The organism is Streptomyces aureus (genome assembly GCF_000725495.1).
Classification (GTDB): Bacteria; Actinomycetota; Actinomycetes; order Streptomycetales; family Streptomycetaceae; genus Streptomyces; species Streptomyces aureus_B.
In genome coordinates this window covers 27,715-48,236 of sequence record NZ_KL647043.1, presented here as the reverse complement: position 1 = coordinate 48,236, position 20,522 = coordinate 27,715, and the positions used below count along the sequence as shown (strand labels likewise).

22 protein-coding genes and 3 pseudogenes are annotated in these 20,522 nt (G+C 68.5%); 14 read left to right on the top strand and 11 right to left on the bottom strand.

Translation table 11 applies throughout. The features are described 5' to 3' along the window. The first annotated feature begins 271 nt into the window (after positions 1-271). The 9 genes from IO36_RS42575 (at position 272) to IO36_RS42535 (ending at position 9,430) form a co-directional block, all read left to right on the top strand. On the top strand, positions 272-697 hold the full coding sequence (locus tag IO36_RS42575) for a GntR family transcriptional regulator (RefSeq protein ID WP_037628758.1): 426 nt from the start codon (positions 272-274) through the stop codon (positions 695-697). Next, positions 675-1,592: an ABC transporter ATP-binding protein gene (locus IO36_RS42570; RefSeq protein WP_037628756.1), complete on the top strand. Its 918-nt coding sequence runs from the start codon at positions 675-677 to the stop codon at positions 1,590-1,592. Before IO36_RS42575 ends, IO36_RS42570 begins: the two co-directional genes overlap by 23 nt. Further along, positions 1,589-2,500 carry a hypothetical protein gene (locus IO36_RS42565; RefSeq protein ID WP_037628754.1) on the top strand — a complete coding sequence of 304 codons (912 nt, stop codon included), beginning with the start codon at positions 1,589-1,591 and terminating at the stop codon, positions 2,498-2,500. The genes IO36_RS42570 and IO36_RS42565 overlap by 4 nt, the downstream gene beginning before the upstream one ends. A gap of 294 nt (positions 2,501-2,794) precedes the next feature. Next, complete coding sequence (locus IO36_RS42560) at positions 2,795-3,361, top strand: hypothetical protein (RefSeq protein WP_158997796.1); 567 nt, start codon at positions 2,795-2,797, stop codon at positions 3,359-3,361. Positions 3,362-3,454: 93 nt separating this feature from the next. Then, a complete protein-coding gene (locus IO36_RS42555) occupies positions 3,455-3,814 on the top strand; it encodes a PadR family transcriptional regulator (RefSeq protein WP_037628752.1) in 360 nt (119 codons plus the stop codon). A 56-nt stretch (positions 3,815-3,870) separates the two neighbouring features. Next, complete coding sequence (locus IO36_RS42550; RefSeq protein WP_037628751.1) at positions 3,871-4,767, top strand: hypothetical protein; 897 nt, start codon at positions 3,871-3,873, stop codon at positions 4,765-4,767. Positions 4,768-5,220: 453 nt separating this feature from the next. Next, positions 5,221-5,745 (top strand): GNAT family N-acetyltransferase, encoded by a 525-nt coding sequence (locus IO36_RS42545; RefSeq protein WP_037628831.1) that lies wholly within the window; start codon positions 5,221-5,223, stop codon positions 5,743-5,745. A gap of 605 nt (positions 5,746-6,350) precedes the next feature. Further along, the gene (locus IO36_RS42540) at positions 6,351-8,858 is read left to right on the top strand and encodes a DnaB-like helicase C-terminal domain-containing protein (RefSeq protein ID WP_037628828.1); all 2,508 of its coding nucleotides are present in this window, start codon (positions 6,351-6,353) and stop codon (positions 8,856-8,858) included. Beyond that, a complete protein-coding gene (locus IO36_RS42535; protein WP_037628749.1) occupies positions 8,858-9,430 on the top strand; it encodes a hypothetical protein in 573 nt (190 codons plus the stop codon). The genes IO36_RS42540 and IO36_RS42535 overlap by 1 nt, the downstream gene beginning before the upstream one ends. Here the strand turns inward: IO36_RS42535 and IO36_RS47270 are convergent. From IO36_RS47270 to IO36_RS42525, 5 genes and pseudogenes are all read right to left on the bottom strand, one after another. Beyond that, positions 9,423-9,653: a hypothetical protein gene (locus IO36_RS47270; RefSeq protein WP_158997794.1), complete on the bottom strand. Its 231-nt coding sequence runs from the start codon at positions 9,651-9,653 to the stop codon at positions 9,423-9,425. The two genes, IO36_RS42535 and IO36_RS47270, sit on opposite strands and share 8 nt — an antisense overlap. Continuing rightward, positions 9,654-9,830 (bottom strand): hypothetical protein, encoded by a 177-nt coding sequence (locus IO36_RS46600; RefSeq protein ID WP_342455149.1) that lies wholly within the window; start codon positions 9,828-9,830, stop codon positions 9,654-9,656. Positions 9,831-9,936: 106 nt separating this feature from the next. Then, complete coding sequence (locus IO36_RS42530) at positions 9,937-10,383, bottom strand: DUF2267 domain-containing protein (RefSeq protein WP_037628747.1); 447 nt, start codon at positions 10,381-10,383, stop codon at positions 9,937-9,939. 56 nt (positions 10,384-10,439) lie between these two features. After that, positions 10,440-10,828 (bottom strand): annotated as a pseudogene (locus tag IO36_RS45600) (DUF2267 domain-containing protein); the annotation flags it as partial. A 109-nt stretch (positions 10,829-10,937) separates the two neighbouring features. After that, positions 10,938-11,372 (bottom strand): Hsp20/alpha crystallin family protein, encoded by a 435-nt coding sequence (locus IO36_RS42525; RefSeq protein ID WP_037628745.1) that lies wholly within the window; start codon positions 11,370-11,372, stop codon positions 10,938-10,940. Between the two features lie 129 nt (positions 11,373-11,501). Between IO36_RS42525 and IO36_RS42520 the strand changes: the two genes are divergently transcribed. Together IO36_RS42520 and IO36_RS48830 are read left to right on the top strand one after the other, a co-directional pair. Then, positions 11,502-12,164, top strand: coding sequence for a hypothetical protein (locus tag IO36_RS42520; protein ID WP_037628744.1), 663 nt, complete (start codon positions 11,502-11,504; stop codon positions 12,162-12,164). A 131-nt stretch (positions 12,165-12,295) separates the two neighbouring features. Continuing rightward, positions 12,296-12,418 (top strand): annotated as a pseudogene (locus IO36_RS48830) (DUF1295 domain-containing protein); the annotation flags it as partial. Positions 12,419-12,690: 272 nt separating this feature from the next. Here the strand turns inward: IO36_RS48830 and IO36_RS42515 are convergent. Continuing rightward, entirely contained in the window at positions 12,691-13,851 is a 1,161-nt protein-coding gene (locus IO36_RS42515; RefSeq protein ID WP_245173680.1) for a pentapeptide repeat-containing protein, read from the bottom strand. Between the two features lie 177 nt (positions 13,852-14,028). On the opposite strand from IO36_RS42515, the gene IO36_RS42510 reads away from it, so the two are divergent. Beyond that, positions 14,029-14,226 carry a hypothetical protein gene (locus IO36_RS42510; RefSeq protein ID WP_037628743.1) on the top strand — a complete coding sequence of 66 codons (198 nt, stop codon included), beginning with the start codon at positions 14,029-14,031 and terminating at the stop codon, positions 14,224-14,226. Positions 14,227-14,359: 133 nt separating this feature from the next. On the opposite strand, the gene IO36_RS42505 is transcribed toward IO36_RS42510, so the two are convergent. From IO36_RS42505 to IO36_RS42490, 5 genes are all read right to left on the bottom strand, one after another. Then, on the bottom strand, positions 14,360-14,575 hold the full coding sequence (locus IO36_RS42505) for a hypothetical protein (RefSeq protein ID WP_037628739.1): 216 nt from the start codon (positions 14,573-14,575) through the stop codon (positions 14,360-14,362). After that, positions 14,572-15,039, bottom strand: coding sequence for a hypothetical protein (locus tag IO36_RS42500; RefSeq protein ID WP_037628738.1), 468 nt, complete (start codon positions 15,037-15,039; stop codon positions 14,572-14,574). Before IO36_RS42500 ends, IO36_RS42505 begins: the two co-directional genes overlap by 4 nt. Beyond that, the gene (locus IO36_RS42495; RefSeq protein WP_078943810.1) at positions 15,036-15,398 is read right to left on the bottom strand and encodes a PadR family transcriptional regulator; all 363 of its coding nucleotides are present in this window, start codon (positions 15,396-15,398) and stop codon (positions 15,036-15,038) included. The genes IO36_RS42500 and IO36_RS42495 overlap by 4 nt, the downstream gene beginning before the upstream one ends. A 70-nt stretch (positions 15,399-15,468) precedes the next feature. Next, the gene (locus IO36_RS47265) at positions 15,469-15,924 is read right to left on the bottom strand and encodes a collagen-like protein (protein ID WP_078943809.1); all 456 of its coding nucleotides are present in this window, start codon (positions 15,922-15,924) and stop codon (positions 15,469-15,471) included. A gap of 210 nt (positions 15,925-16,134) precedes the next feature. Then, positions 16,135-16,497, bottom strand: coding sequence for a hypothetical protein (locus IO36_RS42490; protein WP_037628736.1), 363 nt, complete (start codon positions 16,495-16,497; stop codon positions 16,135-16,137). 190 nt (positions 16,498-16,687) lie between these two features. Between IO36_RS42490 and IO36_RS42485 the strand changes: the two genes are divergently transcribed. Beyond that, entirely contained in the window at positions 16,688-19,513 is a 2,826-nt protein-coding gene (locus IO36_RS42485) for a hypothetical protein (protein WP_158997792.1), read from the top strand. An 877-nt stretch (positions 19,514-20,390) separates the two neighbouring features. Then, a pseudogene (locus IO36_RS42480) lies at positions 20,391-20,522 on the top strand (Tellurite resistance TerB); the annotation flags it as partial.

Genomic DNA, 20,522 nt, shown 5'->3' with positions numbered 1-20,522 from the left:
ACTTTCCCGACGCAACTGTCAGCATGTTGCGCGGCGCGATCCTGTCGGCGTCCGCCCCTGTGTCCCGCCGGCGTCCGGCCGAGGATGTGGCTGACGACTGGCTCGCCTTCGGCCATCGGCTATTTCGTGAGCGCCGCGACCCGGGAAGGGTGCGCCTCCTGGTGTCCCGGTCCGCAGGGTCGGACCTCGCGCCTCCCCGCGATTCGATCGCCGAACCCGGCTTGACGTGCACGGATCTTTCAATGCACTATTCAAGTAGTTCATTAGTTCAATGGGGGTTGGGGTCGTGGGATTCGATTTCCGGATCGATCGGCGCGGCGGTATCCCCGCGTACGTGCAGATCGTCCAGCAGGTCCAGCAAGCGATGCGTCTGGGGCTGTTGGAGCCGGGCGACCGGCTGCCGACCGCCCGTGCCGTGGTCGAGGCCACGGCGCTCAACCCCAACACCGTGCTCAAGGCGTATCGCGAGCTGGAGTCCCAGGGCCTGGTCGAAACCCGGCGCAGGCATGGGACGTTCGTGACCGGCACGCTTGGCGCATCCACCGCCGACTCCCCCTGGCGTGCCGAACTCGCCGACGTCGCCTCACGGGCCCGCGCCGCCGGGTTGGAGCGCGATGACCTGACAGCACTGTTCAGTGCGGTACTCGAAGATCTCTACGTGTCGAAGGAACCCGATGTCGCATCCCCCCAGCCCTGACGTGGCACTCGCCGCCGTGGGTGTCACCAAGCGGTACCGGCGCAGGGGCTCGGACGTGCTCGACGAATGCAGTTTTCGCATACCCGCCGGAGTGGTGTGCGCCCTCGTCGGACCCAACGGCGCGGGCAAGTCCACCCTGCTGGAACTGGCCGCCGGCCTGCAGCGGCCCACCACGGGCGCCATCGAAGCGTTGGGTGGCATGCCGCGTGCCGGTCACCCCCGCGTGGCCTATCTCGCCCAGCACCGGCCGATGTTCACGCGGTTCACGGTCGATGAGACGCTACGTCTCGGTGCCCGTCTCAACGGCGACAACTGGGACGCGGAACTGGCCGAGCGTGTCGCCGCCCCCGCCCGATTCCACAAGAGCGAGCGTATCGGCGACCTGTCGGGCGGCGAGCGCACCCGTGTCGCGTTGGCTCTCGCCCTCGGTAAGCGGGCGGACCTGCTCCTGCTCGACGAACCCATGGCGGACCTCGACGTCGTGGCCCGCCAGGAGCTGATGGGCCTGCTTCTGGCGCATGTGGCCGACACGGGCGCCACGGTGGTGATGTCCTCCCACATCATCAGTGAGGTCGCGGATGCCTGCGACCACCTGCTGGTGCTCGACCAGGGTGCGACCCGATTGTGCGGCGACATCGACGAGCTCACCGCCTCGCACGCTGTCGTCACCCTTCCGGGACCGGTGGAGCAGTTGGCCGGGCACACCGTGATCGAGTCCCGACCGGCCGGCCGCGGCATCAGCGTGCTGATCCGGCCTTCCGGCGCTCCACTGTCCGCGGAATGGGAGGTGAGGACGCCCTCGCTGGAGGAACTCATCCTCGCCCATCTGGCCACCGGCGAAGTCCCCCGAACGACTCCCTCCGCCTCACTGCTCACCAAGGAATCCGCCGCATGAGCCCCGCCCCCGCCATAGCCTCCGCACTGAAGTCCCCCCTCCCGGGCAGCCGTCTGCCACTCGTGCGGATTGCCCTTCGGCAGTACTGGATCCCTCTCGCGATCCTCCTGGTCCTGGCCGCACGCACCGGAGCGGAACTGGTGTACCACTACGACGGCTGGGCCGACGCGGTGGCGCTGCGCGACCATGTCGGCAGCCACGCCTACCACTTCGGGCGATACGTCGACGACGCCCACAACAAGACCGCGAAGCTGCTGTCCGACAACAGCTCGATCGTCTTCCGGCCCGCCCTCTGGTCCGCGGCGCTTGCCGGTCTCCTGACGGCCCGGGAGTGGGAGAGCCGCCTTGTCACCCTGGTCCTGACCCAGTCCGTCACGCCTCGGCGCTGGTTCACCACCCGCTGGGCCACGCTCGCTGCGCTCCTCGTCGTGCTGACCCTGCCGCTCGTCGTCCTATACCAGCGCAGCGCCGTCCACGCCTATCGGCTCGACCTGCTGGTCCACGGCGTCGACCAGCAGACCGCCTACTTCACCGTCGGGCCCGTCACCCTCGCCTACGCCGTTCTCGGCGTCGCTGCCGGAGCCTGGACGGGGACTGTGCTGCGCCGTTCCTGGCTCGCCGTCGTCGCCGCCCCCGCTCTCACCTGGCTGCTCGCCGCCCTCCTGGTCCGTTCCCGGGCGGTCCTGCTGGCCGACCCATGGATTTTCTCCAAGGTTCACGGCTTCCACCCCGGCGGCGTGCTCGGCCTGCAGTTCGACGACCTGCTCCCGCAGGACTCCTACCTCATCAACTCCCTTGATTCCGGGGACTACTGGGGCTATCAGATCGCCTCCAGCGTGCTCGTTCTCGCGCTCGCCGCCCTGCTTGTCACTGCTGCCCTGCGCGTTCTGCGCCGCCGCACCGCGTAACTTCCCGGGTGGCGCCGGCCTCGTCGCGCCACTTCCGGCGCCGGGACGACCTGGCGGATCCGGTACAGCCCTGCACGGCCGGGTCCGCCGGGCGCGCCTCGCGGCAGATCCCCCTGCGGCCATCGCGCCGCCTGCGCGCCGGCTTGGCGCCGTAATCCCACCGTCTTCGGTCCCTGGGCCACACCCCCCGCACGTCCGTAAGAGCCTGCCGCCCGGTAACAGCTCACTGCGAGACACGCGGTGCTTTGCCCTGCCCTCAGCACCTCACTCGATCCTGCTCCGAGAGGAACCTCCGTGAATCCCTCCGACCACGAAACGCGTCATCACGCCGACGCCGTCGACGGCCACTTGGCTGCGAGGAAGCCTTCCGCCTGGTCCAGTCCTCGCCGGATCGTGTGGCTTCTGGTGTCGGGCAGTCTGCTGAGCTTCGTGAACCAGCTCTCCTCCTCCGACGAGATGCACGACGTTCTCAACCTCCCCGTTGTCCTCCTGACCGGCGGCGGCATCCTGGCCATGTGCCTCTCGCCGTGGTGGAGCCGCAGCCAGAAGTGGACCGCCGCCGCCTGGCTGCTGGTGCCCAACTGGCTTGCCGCACTGCTGGCGTCGGCGATCGACAGCCACGCCGCCCACTGGGCGCTGACCCTGGCAGCGGTCGGCATCCGCGTCGGCGCCATCCGGTGGCTGTGGCTCTTCCGCACCGCGCCCGCCCCCGACCACGAGTGGTTCCGGCTCCCGCGCTGGGCACGCATCCTGTGTTGGAGCGCCGTGATCCTGGTCGTCGTGTTCGAAGCCGTTCTGTGGGGCATGTCGCTCGAATTCCTCCGGAGCGGCGGCATCAAGAGCGGCAGCCTCACCCCCTGACGTCCCCGGTTCGGCCGCCCCTCCCTCGCGGCTGCCAAAAATGATCACCGAATCCACCCCTCGATAGTCAGTCATGCGATATATATAGCGCTCATGACTAACAGGGATGGCCGGCAGCCGATGCGGGAGCCGACGCTGCTGCTGATGGCCGCACTGGCCGACGCACCCCGGCACGGGTACGCACTGATCGCCGAGGTCGCGCAGATGTCGCAGGGCCGGGTACGCCTGCGGGCGGGCACGTTGTACGGAGCGCTGGACCGACTGCTGGAGGAAGGGCTGGTGCGGGTGGAACGCGAAGAGGTCGTCGACGGCCGGGCCCGGCGCGTGTACGCGCTCACCCCGTCCGGCACGACGGTGCTGGACGTCGAGGTGCAGCGGATGGAGGCGGTGGCCCGCGAGGCGCGCCGCCGGCTGGGACGTCTCGCGGGCGGTGCCCAGGGGGCGACGGGATGAGCGCCGTACTCCTGCGTCTGGCTGTCCGTCTCCACCCCGCTCCCTATCGAGCCGAGATGGGCGAAGAGTTGGAGGACGCGGCGCTCGCCGCGTCTGCCGGTCGCGGCCGGGCCGCGCACTTGGGGGAGGCAGCCTCGCTGGCCGCGCACGGGCTGAGGCTGCGGGCTGGGCTGGGCGCCGAGAGTGCCCGTGGCGCAGCGCTCGCCGGTCTCGTCCCCCTTGCTCTGGCGCTGAGCATCGCCGGAGATCTGGCGTTCAGGATCCTCCAGGCGGATATGTTCCGGCGCGTGCTGAACTGGGATCAGATGGAGCAGGCCTTCGGCATCTATCAGGCGCTGGCCGGCGTCGCCCTCGCGGCGCTCGCACTGATCGCCCTGCTGGCCGGACGGGTCGCAGCGGCCAGAGGCCTGGGAACGGCCGCCGCAGCGGCCACCGCATGGTCGGGGGCCGTGGCCGTGTCGCACGCGCTCGCGCACCAAGGCTCCGTGCCGTGGCTGCTCGCCGGGACCGCCGGACCGCTCCTGGCCTGCGCGCTGTTGTGGGTGGCCCCGCTGCACCTGACCCCCAGACCGAGCGACCGTACGGCCTGGTCGGTCGCGACCGCGGCTCTTCTGGCGCTGGTGGTGCTGAACAAGGTTCCCGGCTCGAATGTCTGGGGAGTGACGGACCTGGCCATGCTGCTTGCTGCGGGTCTCGCGGCCCCGCGAAGCCGCCCGGCGGCCTGGGCCGGACTGGTCGCGCTGCTGCCGCTCTATCCCATTGCTGCTTTCCAGCTCTCCCAGCAGACGGGCCTGGTCTTCACCACGCGGATTGAGGCAGGCATCGTCCTGGCATGCGTGGCCGCCGTGCTGGCGTTCTGCACCCGGGGCAGGACTACACCGCGGTTCGGACACCGGGCTCCGGGCGGCGACGGCCCGCACGCGGACCCCAACGACGGTCCGCTCCCGTCCTGAGCCTCGATGTTCACGACAGGTGGCCCGCCGCGGACACGGTGGGCCACCATGTGTGCGGCACGATTGCTCACTCCGGTTGCGCTGTGGCCTGCGCAGGAGTGCACTTCTCACGACCTTCGCGGCAGCCGTAGCTGTTCGCATCGGCACGTCGAAAGAGACCCTTGCACCATCAGCGTCACAAGCGTCCGCATACCCCAGGCCCTGACCGGCAGGGAAGCCACACTCTGGCGCCCGAACGACGACACTCCCGCCCAGGGGCCGTACATCCGAGCACCAGCAGATGCCCCGAGGCGACCGGGACGAGCCGCCGCACGGCCGGTGTCACCCTCGAACTATGACGCCACTCCTACCCGCCACCACCTTGAAGCGCGTCGGCGCCCCACAGGCCAGGACGGACCGGGTTGGCTCGGGACAGGACGAAGGCCGACGCCTGCCGCCTCCTACCCTGTGACCATGCCGAACTCTGAACACATCCATCTGCGCCCCGTCACCGAGAAGGACCTGGACCAGCTCGAACGCCTCCATGAAGATCCCGCCGAAGCCGGAGATCACGGCTTCTTCGGATTCCGCAACCCAGGCCAGCTTCGACGGCAGTGGGCCGACGGTTTCCTGTCCGCCCAGGGCGGCAGGCTCGTGATCGCCGTAGGCGACGACCAGTTCGTCGGCGAGGTGCAGTGGCACGAGGTGATGCAAGGCCCGGCGTCCCCATGCTGGAACATCGGCATCTGTCTGCTCACCGCCGAACGCGGCAAGGGCTACGGGGCCCAGGCCCAACGCCGCCTCGCCGCCTACCTGTTCGACCACACCAAGGTCAACAGAGTCGAGGCGAGCACCGAACTGGCGAACATCGCCGAACAGCGCGCCCTCGAGAAAGCGGGCTTCACCCGCGAAGGCGTCCTGCGCGGCGCCTGCTTCCGGGCCGGCGCCTGGCGCGACATGGTCCTGTACTCGACACTGCGCTCGGACCAGACAGCCTGAGTCCGGCCCTGGCCACAGGAGCGTCAGACCTGGCACCACAACCGCCTGAGAAAAGAGTGCGTGCTCTGCAAAGGAGTTGCTGTGCCATTCCAGCCTCGCACGAAACAGGGCGCCAAAGCGATCATGTAGCCTGCCTCAACTGAAGGCCCGCCTGCAGTGGAGGGGCGAGCGGTGGTATCCGCAAGCAGCCTCGCAGGCCATGGATGGCCGCGACGGCAGATCACCTTCTGGACTGCGCCTATCCCGCCGTGCTGGTCCAAGGACCACTCGGCTGCCGGGCACCTCATGTAGGACGAGGCGTCCAGCGAGGAGAGCCGGCACCGCAGGCCTTGGCCCGACCGTTCGACGGGCGTTGCGATCCTTCGTCTGCGGACGCGGTGATCGGAGCCCGGGGCCATGAGGCGGCCTCGGGCTCCGCCGTGTTGCACAGTTGGCAGCCTGAGCGTCCGGACGATGAATCCACTCCGAGGAATCACATAAATGAGTGACATTGACTCAGAGGGTGTGTGACTTTGACCTTACGAATGGGTGGCGTTGAGTATTCTGAAGGGGAGTTGAGTATCGGGGAGGGTTGCGTGGGTCAGTCACCGCAGGCGGAGAACGTGATGAACGTCAGTGAAGCCCGCAGTGATCTGTACGGGCTCGTCAAGAATGCCGAGGACGACGGGATCACGACACTGATCCACAAGCGGGACGAGCGCGTCCTGCTGGCCCCGCTGGATCGGTTTCCGGCCGCACGGAAGGCCGGCGCCTTCCCCGCCTGGACGCTGAGCGCGGCACAAAAGGACCTCGGCGCCCTCATCAGCCGGGCGGCGGGCGGCGAGCCGCAGGTGCTCCGCCGGAACAGTACGCTCGTCGCGGTTCTGCTCCCCGCCGACCCCGACGCGGTCACCCTCTCGCCCGACACGGCACTGGCCCCCGCCGAGACTGCAGAAGGTACGGTGACCAGCCAGCCCGCTCCGACCCGTGAGCGCGGGCGCCGCCTCGCCACCCTGGGCGACGCCATCGGCGACGTCCTGTCTTCCACTTCCGTCCGCGGCATGTCCTTTGGCCTCAGGGGCCTGGACGAGGCGACCGGCGGCCTGCATCCGGGCCGCCTGGTCCTGGTCGCGGCCGAACCTCAGGTGGGCGGAAGCCTGATCGGCCTGGCCGCCGCACGCGCCGCGCTCGCCCGCAACGCCCGCGTTCTGTACGCGGCTTCGGGCCCGTCCAGTACGGACATTACGCGCCGCATCATCGCCGCGGAGGCCGGCGGCGACTACGCCCGCCTGAAGTCCGGCGTGCTGACCCCGCACGAGCAGGAAGTTGTCGAGCGGCTTCGCCATGCGCCGCTGCTCATCGACGACGGCAGCGATCTGACCGCCGAGGCCATCGCCGACACCGCGCCTCTCGCCGACGGTTTGACCCTGGTGGTTGTGGACCGGCTGCAGCGGGCCCGCAACCCGCGTCTGCCGCTGTCGGGAGAGCACCTTCCGCAGGCCAGTCAGATCCTGCGCGAGTTGGCCCGCGTCCAGCAGGTACCGGTCCTCGCGGTGCTGGACACCGACGACCCGGCCATCGTCAACCTCCTGGACGCGGACGTCATCGTCACCCTGACCACCGCACCCGATCAGCCGCTGACGACCGTGACCGTCGCCGAACGCGACCTGGGCATCATCGGCAGCACCATCCTGCTGCCCGACCTGGCCCATGCCCGCTTCCTCGACACCCCTCACAGCCCCGCCCTCGCCTCCGGCCCTGTCGTGCCTGCGGCCGCCGATGAGCTCCCGGACAGGGTGGGTACGGCGGCCGACCGTGAACTGGCCGAGGCGGCCCTGCCGTTCACCTCCGGCGCCGTCAAGGGACTGCCCGCGCAAGCCACTCACCTCCTCGCGGCCCTGCGTACTGCACTGGACGGTGCGCAGGTGAAGGACCTCGACGAACTCCACGCTCCGCTCGCGGAGATGGCCGCAGCCGGACTGCAGGTGCCCGATACGGCCGAGGGCCGCCGGCTCGCCGCCGCCCTGCTCGCCCACACCGCGGCACCGGGCACCGCCGTACCCTCCCTGGCCGACGTCGACACCGCTCCCTCCCCGCAGTCCGTCAACGAGACGGACGACGTCGACGAGACCGGGCGTGACGATGACGGTCTGGTCCCGGGCGATGAGGAAGACGAGCCGGAGGGAGCGGTCTTCCCGGCCCTGAAGATCCTCAAGGATGCCGTGGGACGTTCGAAGATGCACCCGATCCCCGTCATCCGCGCGGAGGAACGCGACCGCGGGCCGTGGCCGTTGATCAGTGAGGACATGGACGGTGAACCCGGCTGGGTCCACCCCGACGTCACCAGCACCCGCATCGCCCACGTCCGCGACAACGGCAAACGCGTCCGCCGCGACCAGCTCGACGTGCCCGGCGCGTTCGGTGACGGCGTGATGTGCCTGATCGACCGCAACGGCAGCTACCCTTCCGCCTGCTCGGCCGTGCCCCTCGCACCGAACAAGCTGCTGCACACCGGCGCCCTTGAGGTCTTCGACAAGAGCCAGGCCGGCATCTACCAGATCAGCATTCCGGAATGGAATGTCCCGGGCATGCCGCACCCACTGGGACGGCTCATCGACCGGCCCGACGAGCAGGGCCGGGTGTGGGTGACCACCCCGCACATCAAGCAGCTCGAACGTCTCCACCGCGACGGCCACCTCACCGCACCCGTCACGATCCACGACTCCTGGACGGGCAAGGCCAACGAGTCGCTGTTCAAGCCCTTCTACGCCGCAGCCCGCGAAGCCCGCACTGAACTGATCCAGGCCGGCGGGGAACCGTACAAGCACTACAAGACCCGCCTGTCCATCGCCCTGCGCCTGCTGTGGCCCAAACGGCAGGAGCAGCGGTCCCCGTTCTGGCGGCCGGACTGGCGCATGAGCATGGTCGCCGAAGCCTCCGTACGGCACTGGACCGTCGCCTTCAAAGCCGTCCAGGAGGGCCATACCCTCATCGCCCTGCGCAACGTCGACGCCGCCGTCTTCTGGACCCCCGACCTGACCCCGCCCGCCACCTACCGCATCGGCACCGGCTTCGGTGAGGTCAAAGCCAAATTCATCCAGCGCGGCGACTTCATCCCCGAAGGCGACGACTGATGGCCGGCCCCACAGGCCGCGGCCCCTCCCTCGGCGCCGCACTGGGCGACCTCCTGCGCGCCCAGGTCACCCCCCGCCACCGCCTGTCCACCTACAGCGCCCAACACTGGCACGCCCAGCTCAGCCAGCTCACCGGCACCCGCCGCGGCTACGAAGCCCTGGAGTCCGCCGGCCTCGCCGTCCGGCCCGACACCCTCATCAAATGGCTGTCGGACCCCGAATACAACATCCGCCGCAGTTACCGCGACCTCATCCACACCGCGTACGAGAACGTCGCCATCGTCCCCGCCGAACCCCTCCCCGACACGGTCAAAAACGGCCAGTTCGAAATCAGCGGCCTGGTCAAGACCGGCGACGACGAACGCGAACGCGGCACCCGCCGCGCCGCGCCCCTGCGCATCGACGGATGCCGCGGCGACTGGGGCGACATCGCGAGGCTCTGGCTGGCCGGAGACCTGCGCGACGACGACTTCGAGGATCGCTTCATCGACGACGTCATCGTCGCCGACATCGGCGAAGGGACCGACGGATGGGCATTCAGCGGCAACTCCTACGCCGTCGAGCTTAGGTGACCTTGTGACGGGCGAGATGCACGCAGGGATCCACCTGCTGCTCGAACTCGGCCCCGCTCGCCGCGAATTGCTGCTGATCGGGACGACGCCGATCGGCCGAGGCTCCGTCACGGTGCATGTCGAGGTTGAGGGCGACCGCGAAGGTGCCCGGGATGACCATCAGGGCGGTCGCTGCTATCCGTCCAAGGTCGGCAGCGCAGATCAGCCCAGGCGAATGCCACACTCACTGCTCCTCCAGGCGCCGGTACCAGCCGGCCGCTTCCGCCCCGGTCAGGCCACTGTCCCCCGTGGCCCCGGGCGTACGGCGAGGAACTGGTCCACCCCCCATGCGCCGCTCCTCGAATGCCAGGGCCCCGCCGACCAGGTACAGCCGCCACACCCGGGCCGTCTCCTCGCTCACCAGTCGGACGAACTCCGGCCAGCGGTCCTCCAGCGCCCCTGACCCGGTCGGTACTCTCGGCCGACGCCGAGTCGGCCGGACGGTCATCCGAGCAGGGCCGGCTCGGTCAGGCGGCGGTCGGCTGGGACTGGCGCAGCTCCGCCTGCCCGAAGAGGAGGGCGTAGCCGCCGGGGAGCCGGCTCAGGATCCGGGCGAGGAGGTCGGGGCCGGCGAGGCGGGTGACGACGGCGAGTACGGCGCCGGTGTCCCAGCGGGCGATGGCGGGGGTGGCGCCGGTGCGGGCGGCCAGGTCCTTGACGAAGCCCCAGCCGGTGAGGGGTTCGGTGTCGGGGATCTGGGCGGTCAGGGTGAGCGCGGCCTCGACGGGCAGGCACTGAGCGAGGTGGACGCGTTCGTCGCCGGTGAGCTGGCGGCCGAGGGCGGAGAGGACGTTGTGGACGGCTTCCGCGGCGCGTTCGCGGGTGGGGTAGGCGCCTTCGTAGCGCACGCGTTCCAGCATCTGGTCGAACGGCGTGGCCGTCTGGGGCCGGTTCGCTCGGGGCTGGTCGTACATGGCTGCGGTTGCCTTTCTTTGCGAAGGATGTGACCTTGGGCCGGTTGGTGGTCAGGTGGGTCGTGGTAGCCGAAGAGGAGGTCGTAGTCGGGCGGGAGCTGGGGGAGGACCTCACAGGTGAGGATGTCGCCCGTGGCGGCGGCCGCGGTGGACAGGACCGCGCCGATGTCCCACAATGCCGTCGCCTCGGTGGCGCCCTCGATCCAGGCCGCGGTGCCCGGACGAAGCGCTCGGGCGAGAGCGGTTCCGCCGCCTGCAACGGGTTGAGGAGGATCAGGGCGTACGTCTTGGGGAGCCGGGCGGCGAGCTCGGCCTGCACGCTGCCCGCCAGGTGGGCGCCCAGCAGGGCCAGGACGATGCGGGCAACGCGATCGGCCGCTTCAGGGGTTTCGTACGCGCCGCGCTCCTGGACGTGGGACAGGAACGACTCCCTGCGCATCGACATCACGTCACCTCCGGGAGGGGTGAAGTCAGAGTCGAAGAGGGGGGCGGAGGGCGGGGCGCCGGGGGAATCGCATCTCCCCGCCCTCCGCTGCCGGCCGATGCTGGAGGACTCAGCCGGAGAGCTGCTTGCGGCCGGACTGCCCGCTGATGCTGATCTTGCGGGGCTTGGCACGCTCGGCGATAGGAATGCGCAGGGTCAGGACACCTGCGTCGTAGTCCGCCTCGATCCGATCGGTGTCGAGGGTGTCGGCCAGGACGATCTGGCGGGAGAAGACACCCAGCGGCCGCTCGGAGAGCTCCACCTTCACCGAGTCGGCCTTCGCGGCCGGGCGCCGCTCCGCCTTCACGGTCAGCATGTTTCGCTCGACGTCGATGTCGATCGCTTCGGTGGCGACCCCCGGGAGGTCGAAAGCGATCACGTAGGTGTCGCCCTCGCGGTAGGCGTCCATCGGCATGACGGACGGCTTCGACCAGGTCCCGGACGTACCCGAGAGCTGCTGGACGATCCGGTCCATCTCGCGGAACGGGTCAGTGCGCATCAACATCGCGAAACACCTCCAGTTGGTTCAGGCAGGAACTGCCAATGCGCTTCAACGTGCACCCGTTGTAACATGTCATCGAAGCGATGACAAGCAGACAGTCATCGGGAGGATGACAGAGCGAAAGAGAGCCCCGTGAATCAAGCCATCCCACCCACCGCGCCCGTCCCCTTCCCCGCCGCCGCGGCAGCACTGGAAGCCATCAACCAGTCCGTGAAGGACGCACAGCAGTTCCCCACGACGATGGCTGTGGCGCAACCCACGCCCGACGCTGGCCCACACCCGGCCCTGGCCGCACTGCTGATGCTGCGCGAGGTCCGCGAGCAACTCGCCGGCTGGGAAAGCGGACTGATCGAAACCGCCCGCAAGCAAGGCGCGAGCTGGGCGGACCTCGCCGGCCCCCTCGGAGTCGCCAGTCGCCAGGCCGCCGAACGCCGCTACCTGCGCCTGCGCCCCGGAACCCCCGGGAGCACCGGCGAAGAGCGGGTCCAAGCCACCCGCGACACCCGCGCCGCCGACCGCACCGTCACCGCCTGGGCCCGCGACAACGCCGCCGACCTCCGCCGCCTCGCCGGACAGATCACCGCCCTCACCAACCTGCCCGCCGACGCCCAAGACCTGGTCGGCGAGCTCAACCTCGCCCTCGCCGACAACGACCCGGCCCGCCTCGTAGGCCCCTTGGCCGCCACCCGCCCCCACCTACAGCCCGAGGCCGCAGACCTTGCCGAGCGCGTCGATGACCTCACCCGGCACACCGAACAACTCCGCCGCGACACCCACGACCAGCGCAGCACGTGAACCGCACCGGGTGTCCTGCTCCCTCGACAACGGCCAGGGCACCTGGGCGGGCCTGGGTTCGAAGCAGTGAACAACCCCGCCCAGCCCGCGCGGCGGGCCCACGCGCTGGACGAGCGACAACGCGAAGCGGATTCGAGGCCGCGGGCGACGCTCCGCCGGCCCGTTCTCAGGTGGACCCGGCCAACCGGGGCAGCATCATGGACCGGGGACTGTGGTCCTGGACCCGGCGCCCCGACCACTTCGGGGACTTCTGCCCGGGGGCTGTTCTTCATCGGCCTGCGACGGCGGATGGCGCCCCGGTGCGAGGCCCGCACCAGCGACTTCATACCCGTCCCGCCCACCGGGGGAACCGTATGGGGAGCCCGTCCGACAGGTGGGCTCCCCATACGGTTACGACCTTGGGAGCGATGTCAGCTCCCGGATCTGCCTGGCGGCCTGGAGCTCTGCGCGATCTGGACGCCGCTGAGGAGGAGTGATGCCGGTCAGGCGGATCGCGGTCGCCGCTGTCTTGACCGCCGCGCCTTGGTCAGGGAGTGGACCGCAGCGGCGGTGCCTGCCACGTCATCCCGGGCGGCTGGAGTAGGGGCGAGGGCTCGGGTCCTGGGTCATCGGTGTGGACGACTCCGGCGGCCGTGTGGTTGAAGCCGGCGGGCCAGCGGGTGTGCTCGCTGGCCACGGCGTCGGTCAGGCGTGCTTCGACCAGGTTGGCGGTGCTCAAGTCGGTGCCGCGCAGGTCGGCCATGCGGAGATCAGCGCGTTGGAAGACCGCGCCGTGGGCGACGGCCTTGCGCAGGTTCGCCTCGCGCAGGTCGGTCTCGGTGAAGTCGGCGTCACGCAAGTCGGTTTCGACCAGTTTCGCGCCTCGCAGGTCGGCCAGAATGCAGCGAGCCCGGCGCAGAATCGCAGTCGTGAGGTCGGCGTGCCGCAGGTTGACCGAGACCAGGGACGCCTGGGTCAGGTTGGCGTGGTAGAGGCCTGCGGCCTCCAGGCAAGCGCGGTCGAAGTTGACCTCGGGGAACCAGAGTCCGTCGCAGTCGGCCCGGCGCAAGTCGGTGATGCTGAGATTGACCCAGGACTGCTCCCGGTGCTGGCACAGCACGCCGAGCGCGGTCAGCGCCACCTGGGCATCGGCGGCGCGGGTCTCCAGGGGTGCGATGTCGTTGATGGGCAGATCTGCCGCCGGTGATTCCGGCTCGGCGGGTGGCCAGGGCAGGTGCGTACGTAGATACGCAGCCTGGATGGAGATGATGGCCTCCCGGTCGCGGGCGGACTGCTCGGCGATCCGCCACAGCGCGTGCAACCCGCCGATGCGCACATCCAGTTTGTCGCTGCCGAGCTGGTCGACGGCCCGGCTGAACCGGTCGGTGACGTAGCCCTCCTGGGTGGCGCGCAAACCGTCCTGACTTACCCGCAGTTGCCGCCAGGTGGCGTACGCGCCGAAGAGCACGACCAGGCCGCCGACCACCTGCAGAAGCGTCGTACGGACATCGTTCACCGCCTTCAGCCGATCCTGTGCGGCGACGCTCGCCCCGGCAAGATCGTGGTCGACCACCACCCCCGGCAGTACGACGAACACCGTGCCCAGAATGACCAGCCCCGCCCCGGCCAGCAGACCTGCGGCTATACGACGTCTGACCAGCCCGTCGTGCCCTGGCCGCCGCCTGCGGTCTGGTTCCCCCATCTCCATGGGCATGGGAGCCTAGTGTCCTGCGCCAGAGATCCGTCGGCAGAAGCGGGCGAGGGAGTCGAGGATTTCTTCGGCGGTCTTGGTCCAGATGAAGGGCTTGGGGTCGGACGGACCCTGGCGTATGCCGATTCCGGGACAACGGTCACATCAACACCCATCCGTGCAAGGGAGTTTGCCGTGACCGTCGCTATCCTCCTCCTCACCACCGCGCTAGTGGTGGCGGTGGCACTGCTTGCCGCCACCGCAGCCGGGATCCTCGCTCACATTGACGGCTCCACGATCCCCGCTTGCCTCATGCGTGCCGCCACTGCCTTCGCTGCGGTTCTCACCCTCGCCAGCGTCATTGCGGCGGCAGTAACCTCGCGGATTTGTTGAACGTCAATACTCACCGACCGACCGGTGCGCGGGACCTGGGCTCCGTTTCAACGGCTTAACAGGCGCCATGTTGAGCTTCCCATTCCGCGATGCGTCGGGACGGGGCACGAGCGAGGTGGGTCCGGGCACGTCGTCAGTGGCCGATGAGCTGGTGCAGGCCGAGGGTGCTGGTGCCGAACCCGGTCAGCCCGGCCAGTAGGGCGCCGGCGGAGTTGCCACTGCTGAAGAAGACGAGGACGCCGATGATCGTGCCGATGAACGAGGCTGTCAGTAGCACCAGGACTGTGCGCTGGGTCAGCAGCGGCTCGGCATCCGGGTTGTGTGGGGGAGGAGGCGGAGGCGTCGTCATGCCGGCTCCTTCTCTCGGCGGGTGCGCACCGCGTACGCGTACGTGGGCATTGCCACGAGCTGGGCACGGATCCAGGCCCACCGGGGCTGTAGACCGGGCAGGTCGGCGAGGTAACCGCGTTGCTCCTCCAGCCAGTCGGATCGCTCATCTTCAGGAAGGAGCCGGGCAGCGAGACGAAGTGTTATCCAGCCGCTGGGCCCGACCTCGACGTTTGCGGCGGAGGCGACCGAGCTTAAGTGTCCCTGCTTCTTGTCGGCCTTCTCGTGACTCAGGCGGCTCTTCACCTTCACCGCGTCAAGTTCCACCGGGATGGGGTCGACGTAGCCGTTGTTGTACTCGGTGAAGTTCACAATGAACTTGCCGCGGCGGCGAGTGGTGTTCCGATACATGAGGAGGGTGTCTCCGCACTGCTCGGACGCAAGTTGGCGGGCAATCGCCCGGGTCCTTCGGCCAATGACGATCACAGTCCGCCTCCGGCCAGACCGGGGCGCCGTGTACTCGTAGGGGCCGTCGCAGACGCGGTGGCCGCTGCGAGGGCGTGCGGAGCATGCTCGGCACCCTTGTCGGTGAGGCGGTAGAAGCGGCGGCGGGGACGACCGTCGGAGGGCTCGTCGGCTTCCCAGTAGCGCTCGATCCAGTCGGCCTGGCGCAGGCGTTCAAGGAGCGGGAAGAGGGTGCCGTTGGGTAGGCCGGTCATCCTCGACAGTTCCAATCCGTACATTCCGTCGGCGAGCACGGAGGTGCGGCGGTCGCCGTCCGTTCCCTGGCCGAGCAGGGCGCGCAGCACGGTTTGGGTGTGGGGCGTCATCTTCGGGTCTGCCATAGCAGAAATCTACCTAGGTAGATAGGCCCGTTGTGGGCGGCTGTGGAGGGCGGCTGCTCGTGCGTGCGGTCTACTGCAGGTATCCCTGTTCACCCATGCACTGCTGGAATGTCTTCTCGTGCATGGTGGCGGTGTAGGAGTCGGTGAGGGAGTCGAGGGTTTCGTCGCCGCTGTCACTGTTGCCGGGGTAGGCCTGGCTGGCGATGGTCTCGCAATGTGCGCGAGCTTCGGTCTCGGTGAGCTGCGTCTGCGGGGCGTTTCCCTGGACGGAAACGGCAGCGTCTTTCCCGTCGTTGCCGTCTTTGCCTGCCGGTCCCGGCAGGCCGCGTGGTCCCGGAAGGCCTACGGGCCCGGATGGGCCTGCGGGCCCTGCTGGTCCGGGCTTGCTGCGCTGTGCTTTCAGATCGTCGATCTGCCCTTGTTGGACGACGAGTGCCGTCGACTGGGCGGCCAGGACGGCGACGAGGACACCGCCGACTATGAGGTGCCGCCGCGGTCTTCGTGGCGTCTCGTTTTCGCTGCTCACATGCCCCCCTCGGTTCGTGACGCCGAAAGTGTAGAGCAGTGTGTCGGGAAGACCGTCTGGCTTCGTTCACTTCAAGCAGCAGCGTTTATCTAGCGAAGCCGACCGCGCCCGGCAGCGCCACGATGCGGTGCGGCAGAAGGCCGACGCCGAACTGCAGACTGCCGCTGCCGAAGATGCCGGATCATCACCGACGCCCGCCAGGAAGCGAAATCACTCACGGACACGGCCGCCATCGAGGCCGAGGGTTTGATCGCCCGGGCTCGCGAGGAAGCCGACACGACCCGCATGCAGGCCGCGGACGAGGCTGTCGGCATCCTGGCCGAAGCCCGGGAACAGGCCGCGCAAGCCCGCACCGCATTCTCCGCCGAGGCCCGTGAGGATGCCACGCGCATCCTCGCCGACGCGCTCCGCAAGGCCAAGTCGATTCTCGGTGCGGCCTTGTCCGATGCCGCCAAGTGGGTCGCCAGAAGCCGGGAAGAGGCGGAGTCGGTGCGTGCCGACGCTGGCAGGCACGCGGCGGAAGCTCGCCAGCGCATGAAGGTGCTCCCGGCCGACGCTGCGGTCGACACGCACTGCAGGTCCCGAAAGCGCCCCCGAACTACCCAACACCACCAACGACGACCGATTGATCGGCTACACCGCCACAAGAGACACGACCCCGGCGTGCACGGTGGCGGCGGTCCAGGAACCGGCCGAGGTCTCCAGGGCTATCAGCCGTCGACCTGGACGGACCCGGGCGGGTGCCCGATGGCAGAGTGGCGGGGTGAGAAAAGCACTGCTGCGACAGCGGCTGGGATGGGGCCTGAAGCAAGCACTGTTGGTGCTGATCCTCGTACTCTTGGGATGCCTCGCTTCGGCGGCGACGAGCTTCTTTTTGCGTATCAGCCCAGCTGTACACGACTACATATGCGACGCGCCGGAGACCGCCACGGACACTTTCCCCAGGCTGCTCCTGCATCGTTCCGGCTCCCCTCACGATCACCGATGCGCTTGGGAGGCGGCCCTTGGGAAGCTGACCCCCGGGAATGCAGACCCGCGCAACACGGACATTGCGCGTCGCGTCGAGGTCAGCGAAGACAAGAGGGGCAGAGTCCGTGTCCGCTTGAGCGCAACGGTGCAGGCGGATAGCACCCTGGCGGGCAAGACCCGTCGCGGGGATGCGGCGGACGACGTGCAGTCCTTTGTCGATGCGATATGGGGCGTGCAACTGTTTTCGAAACGCCTGCCAGAGTGGAAGCTGCCCGAATACTCCTCGGGCGAGGCAAGCGACAAGGCCGTGATCACCGTAACCGGCACGGTGCGTGCGCGGCCGGGCACCGCGGAACTGTACGCGGGCGGCCCGATGGTCCTGAAGATGACGCTGTCGTCGATGCAGTTGCGGGCGATAGACACCAACTGGCTCATCACGGCACAGGGTCCTCACATGCTCACAGCCAAGACCCTCATGCCGAATGATCGGATTTCGGTCACCATGGCCCGTGCCGGGGCGTCTGCATCGAAGCACAGCGACTCGGACGGACTGTTCACGCAGGGGCTGTCGGGCATGAGCCAGGATGCGAAAAGAGCTGCTGATGTGCTTACTGCAGTCGGGTGGGCGCTGCTTTCAGCCGCAGGATGGTGTGCGCTGCTCCTCGCGGCCAGAGCCGGGGTGCTCGATCTTCTGGGAGTGGGTGCCGAGCTCCGCCGTCTGGTTCGGATCACTGGTGCAGTGCTGCTGGTACACGTGACCGTCCTGGTCGCTCCTTGGATCAGTGAGTCCGTAGAGAGTGCCGGAACTGCCGTGGCGGGTCAGGGCTTCCAGGATGCGGCGAACCAGTCGCTGGGCTGGGAAATCGCAGGTGACCCGCCTGTTCCGGGCTCCCTGGTACTCGTGGTGACTGCCACGCTGGTCATGCTCCCGCGCATGGTGAAGAGACTCGCCCATGATGATGCACCGGCACAGGAGCCTCCTGCCGGCGACGGCGCTGCTCTTCGTCCGCGCAGCCCCTGGCGTGCGGTTCTGCTTGTCCTTGCTGCAGCGACAGCACTGGTTGCCGCGGCGCTGACAGTTCCCGAACTGGTTCGGCTTCAACCGGATTACGCGGCAGATGATTACCGGGATCCGGGCATCGTGGCGTATCTGCTTCCCGTGCTTCTGTCCGTGGCCCTGGCCTGTATCTCGGCCGTGGCGGCCGCTGTTGCGTACTCGGCCCGGTGGCGTATTCAGCTGTCATCTCTGTTGTGGGCAAGCGCGTTCGCGCCGCTGCTCGCCGTGGCAGCGGCCATGCATGCAGAGGGAGGCTTGCTGCCATTTTTGGTGCGCTGGTCAGGTCCACTCCTTGCGGGGACCATCGCTGTACTGGCCACTGGGTGGATCGCCTGGTGGGTCGTGGCTCGATCCCATCTCTCTGCAACCGCGCTGATTCTCCTCGCCCCGATGGCTGCCGCTTTGGCGGTTGCCTGGAACCGGGCGGAAGAGAATGTGCCCCCCGGGTGGTGGGATCTCTTCGAACTCACGCAACGACTAGATGCTGTCCTGGGCCTGGTCGTTGTCGCGGCCGTGACGTGGGCGCTGCACGCGTGGGGGCAGCGCCCCGTAACCCGGGCTGTGCCCCTGCGAGGGCACCGGGCGCTGGGCATTCTGCTCACGTTCACCATGGGAACAGGCAGCTTTGCCTTGCTGGCCCGCCCTTCCCCGATCGCGGTCGGAGCCGTTGCACTCACAGTGTGGTTCCTCTTCCCATACGGACAGATTCGCCGTGCCGCAATCGTGCTCACACAGACCGTGGGAGAGCGCACAGAAGCCATCATGCACAGCACCCGGTCTGGTGCGGCCCGAAGAGCCCTGCCCTCGCTCCGCAAGTCGGCCCGCGAAAAGATCACCGAAAGCACCCGTTCCTACACGAACGCCCAACGCCAACTCAACGCTGTTGAGAGGATGTCCTTCGACGCACGACTGAGTCGAGGAAACGACGACCTCAGCGCCCGCGAACTCGCGTTTGGCGCCCTCACCGGCGACACCCCCTGGAAGCGGGCCATGAACACCAGTCGCATGGCCGCGCTGATCGGCGCTCCATGGACTCTGCTATCCCTGGCCGGGGCAGCCGTCAGTATCAGAGCCCATTCCAGCTACCCCGCCCTCACCATCCTCACCGAGGTCCTACTCATCCTGATGACTTGGGTTGGCTTCGGCCTGCTCTACGGCTACTTCTTCCCGCTGCTGCGAGGGGAGACCGGACTTGCCAAGGCGCTGTGGACGTACGCCGTCATGCTCGTCCCGCCCATCCTGCAAGCTGTCACTTCGCGTGATCCCTCCCACTGGTCCTCGTGGACAGACACCTTGCTGTACGCCTTCCAGGCGCTCGCCTTCACCATGACACTGGGGCTCCAAGCAGACGCCTCCGTACTCGTAGCGAACCGGATGCGCCCGGCTCGCTTGTCCGACATTCACAATCTTGGATCCATCACGGCGTGGTGGTCCTCCGTTGCCGTAGCCCTGGCCACCGGCATGGCTGCAGCGATTGTCCTTGGCGTACAGCCCTTCTTGCTCGATGTCTTTCCACAGGCGCCACATGCCCCTGCCCCTCCAGCCAGTAGTGAGGGGCGCTAGGGACGGCGTACGCGGTATGCGGGCAGGGCGTGCCGGCTTCCGCACCACCTCGCAGCGCTCGCGACTGCTGTCCGCTCAACTTTGCTGGCGTGACGGGAGGTTCAATTTTTCAAGCAGGCGGCTGGTCAGTCGGCATAGCTGGCCGGGTGCCGCCGCCTGCCGGTGACCACTGCCGTCTCTCGCCCGCTGCCCATCCGCACCGGATACCCTCGCTTCCCGCCCGAACGAGCACCGCGGTCTGACGGGGGAGTCTGCCGCTCGGTACCAACTTCGACTGCTCGCCTCGGTGTGTGCCTGTCCTGGCCTTGGGTCAGGCAGTCCCCGCCTCCTGCACCTGTTTCATCCAAGTCGTATCCAGCCGCGGGCAGGAGTGCTTTCCGGACATGGAGGTTGTGCTGGAAGCGGGCTAGGGGGCGGTGCTCTTCTCCGAGGATCATGACGCGGTCACCCGACTACTGGATCGCACAGCTGGTCGTGCACAGGGCGTCGTGCGGCTCCCCCGCCTCGTACGGACGGGAAGGCCACGACGCCCACCGTCGCGGCCCTGGCATTGGTACGGCCGTCGCCACCGGTGCGGTGGGGGTGACCGGCGGCCTGGCCGCAGCCGAAGTCGTCGACGAGATCGAAGACCTTTTAGGATGAAATCTGAGCGGTCGTCGCTACCGGCACACCATCCGCACCCCAACCATCAGCGGCAAGCGGTCCGCGTCCTCGGCGATGCCGGGGGCCTCGGCCCGTGGGGGTGACACCGGCTGAGAACGCCCCTGAAGCGGCTTGAGTTGTCCGCCGTGACGCTAGTTTCTACATTGCTGTAGATGATGATGGGTGCGGGTCGCCGACAAGGCGGGCCGCCTCCGACCGATCGTATGGAGTTCTCATGGCCCTGTGGGACCGCATCAAGGAGTCCGCATCGACGATGCAGACCCAGCTCGTGGCGAAGAAGAACGATCTCAAGAGCGGTGCCTTCCGCGACGCGAGCATGGCGATGTGCGCGCTCGTGGCCGCCGCG

Bases quoted from the DNA above. Each gene is read 5' to 3' on its own strand.
- IO36_RS42575 (WP_037628758.1), top strand. From the start codon at position 272: ATGGGGGTTGGGGTCGTGGGATTCGATTTCCGGATCGATCGGCGCGGC.
- IO36_RS42570 (WP_037628756.1), top strand. From the start codon at position 675: ATGTCGCATCCCCCCAGCCCTGACGTGGCACTCGCCGCCGTGGGTGTC.
- IO36_RS42565 (WP_037628754.1), top strand. From the start codon at position 1,589: ATGAGCCCCGCCCCCGCCATAGCCTCCGCACTGAAGTCCCCCCTCCCG.
- IO36_RS42555 (WP_037628752.1), top strand. From the start codon at position 3,455: ATGACTAACAGGGATGGCCGGCAGCCGATGCGGGAGCCGACGCTGCTG.
- IO36_RS42550 (WP_037628751.1), top strand. From the start codon at position 3,871: ATGGGCGAAGAGTTGGAGGACGCGGCGCTCGCCGCGTCTGCCGGTCGC.
- IO36_RS42545 (WP_037628831.1), top strand. From the start codon at position 5,221: ATGCCGAACTCTGAACACATCCATCTGCGCCCCGTCACCGAGAAGGAC.
- IO36_RS42540 (WP_037628828.1), top strand. From the start codon at position 6,351: ATGAACGTCAGTGAAGCCCGCAGTGATCTGTACGGGCTCGTCAAGAAT.
- IO36_RS42535 (WP_037628749.1), top strand. From the start codon at position 8,858: ATGGCCGGCCCCACAGGCCGCGGCCCCTCCCTCGGCGCCGCACTGGGC.
- IO36_RS42530 (WP_037628747.1), bottom strand. From the start codon at position 10,383: ATGTACGACCAGCCCCGAGCGAACCGGCCCCAGACGGCCACGCCGTTC.
- IO36_RS42525 (WP_037628745.1), bottom strand. From the start codon at position 11,372: ATGTTGATGCGCACTGACCCGTTCCGCGAGATGGACCGGATCGTCCAG.
- IO36_RS42515 (WP_245173680.1), bottom strand. From the start codon at position 13,851: ATGGAGATGGGGGAACCAGACCGCAGGCGGCGGCCAGGGCACGACGGG.
- IO36_RS42505 (WP_037628739.1), bottom strand. From the start codon at position 14,575: ATGACGACGCCTCCGCCTCCTCCCCCACACAACCCGGATGCCGAGCCG.
- IO36_RS42495 (WP_078943810.1), bottom strand. From the start codon at position 15,398: ATGGCAGACCCGAAGATGACGCCCCACACCCAAACCGTGCTGCGCGCC.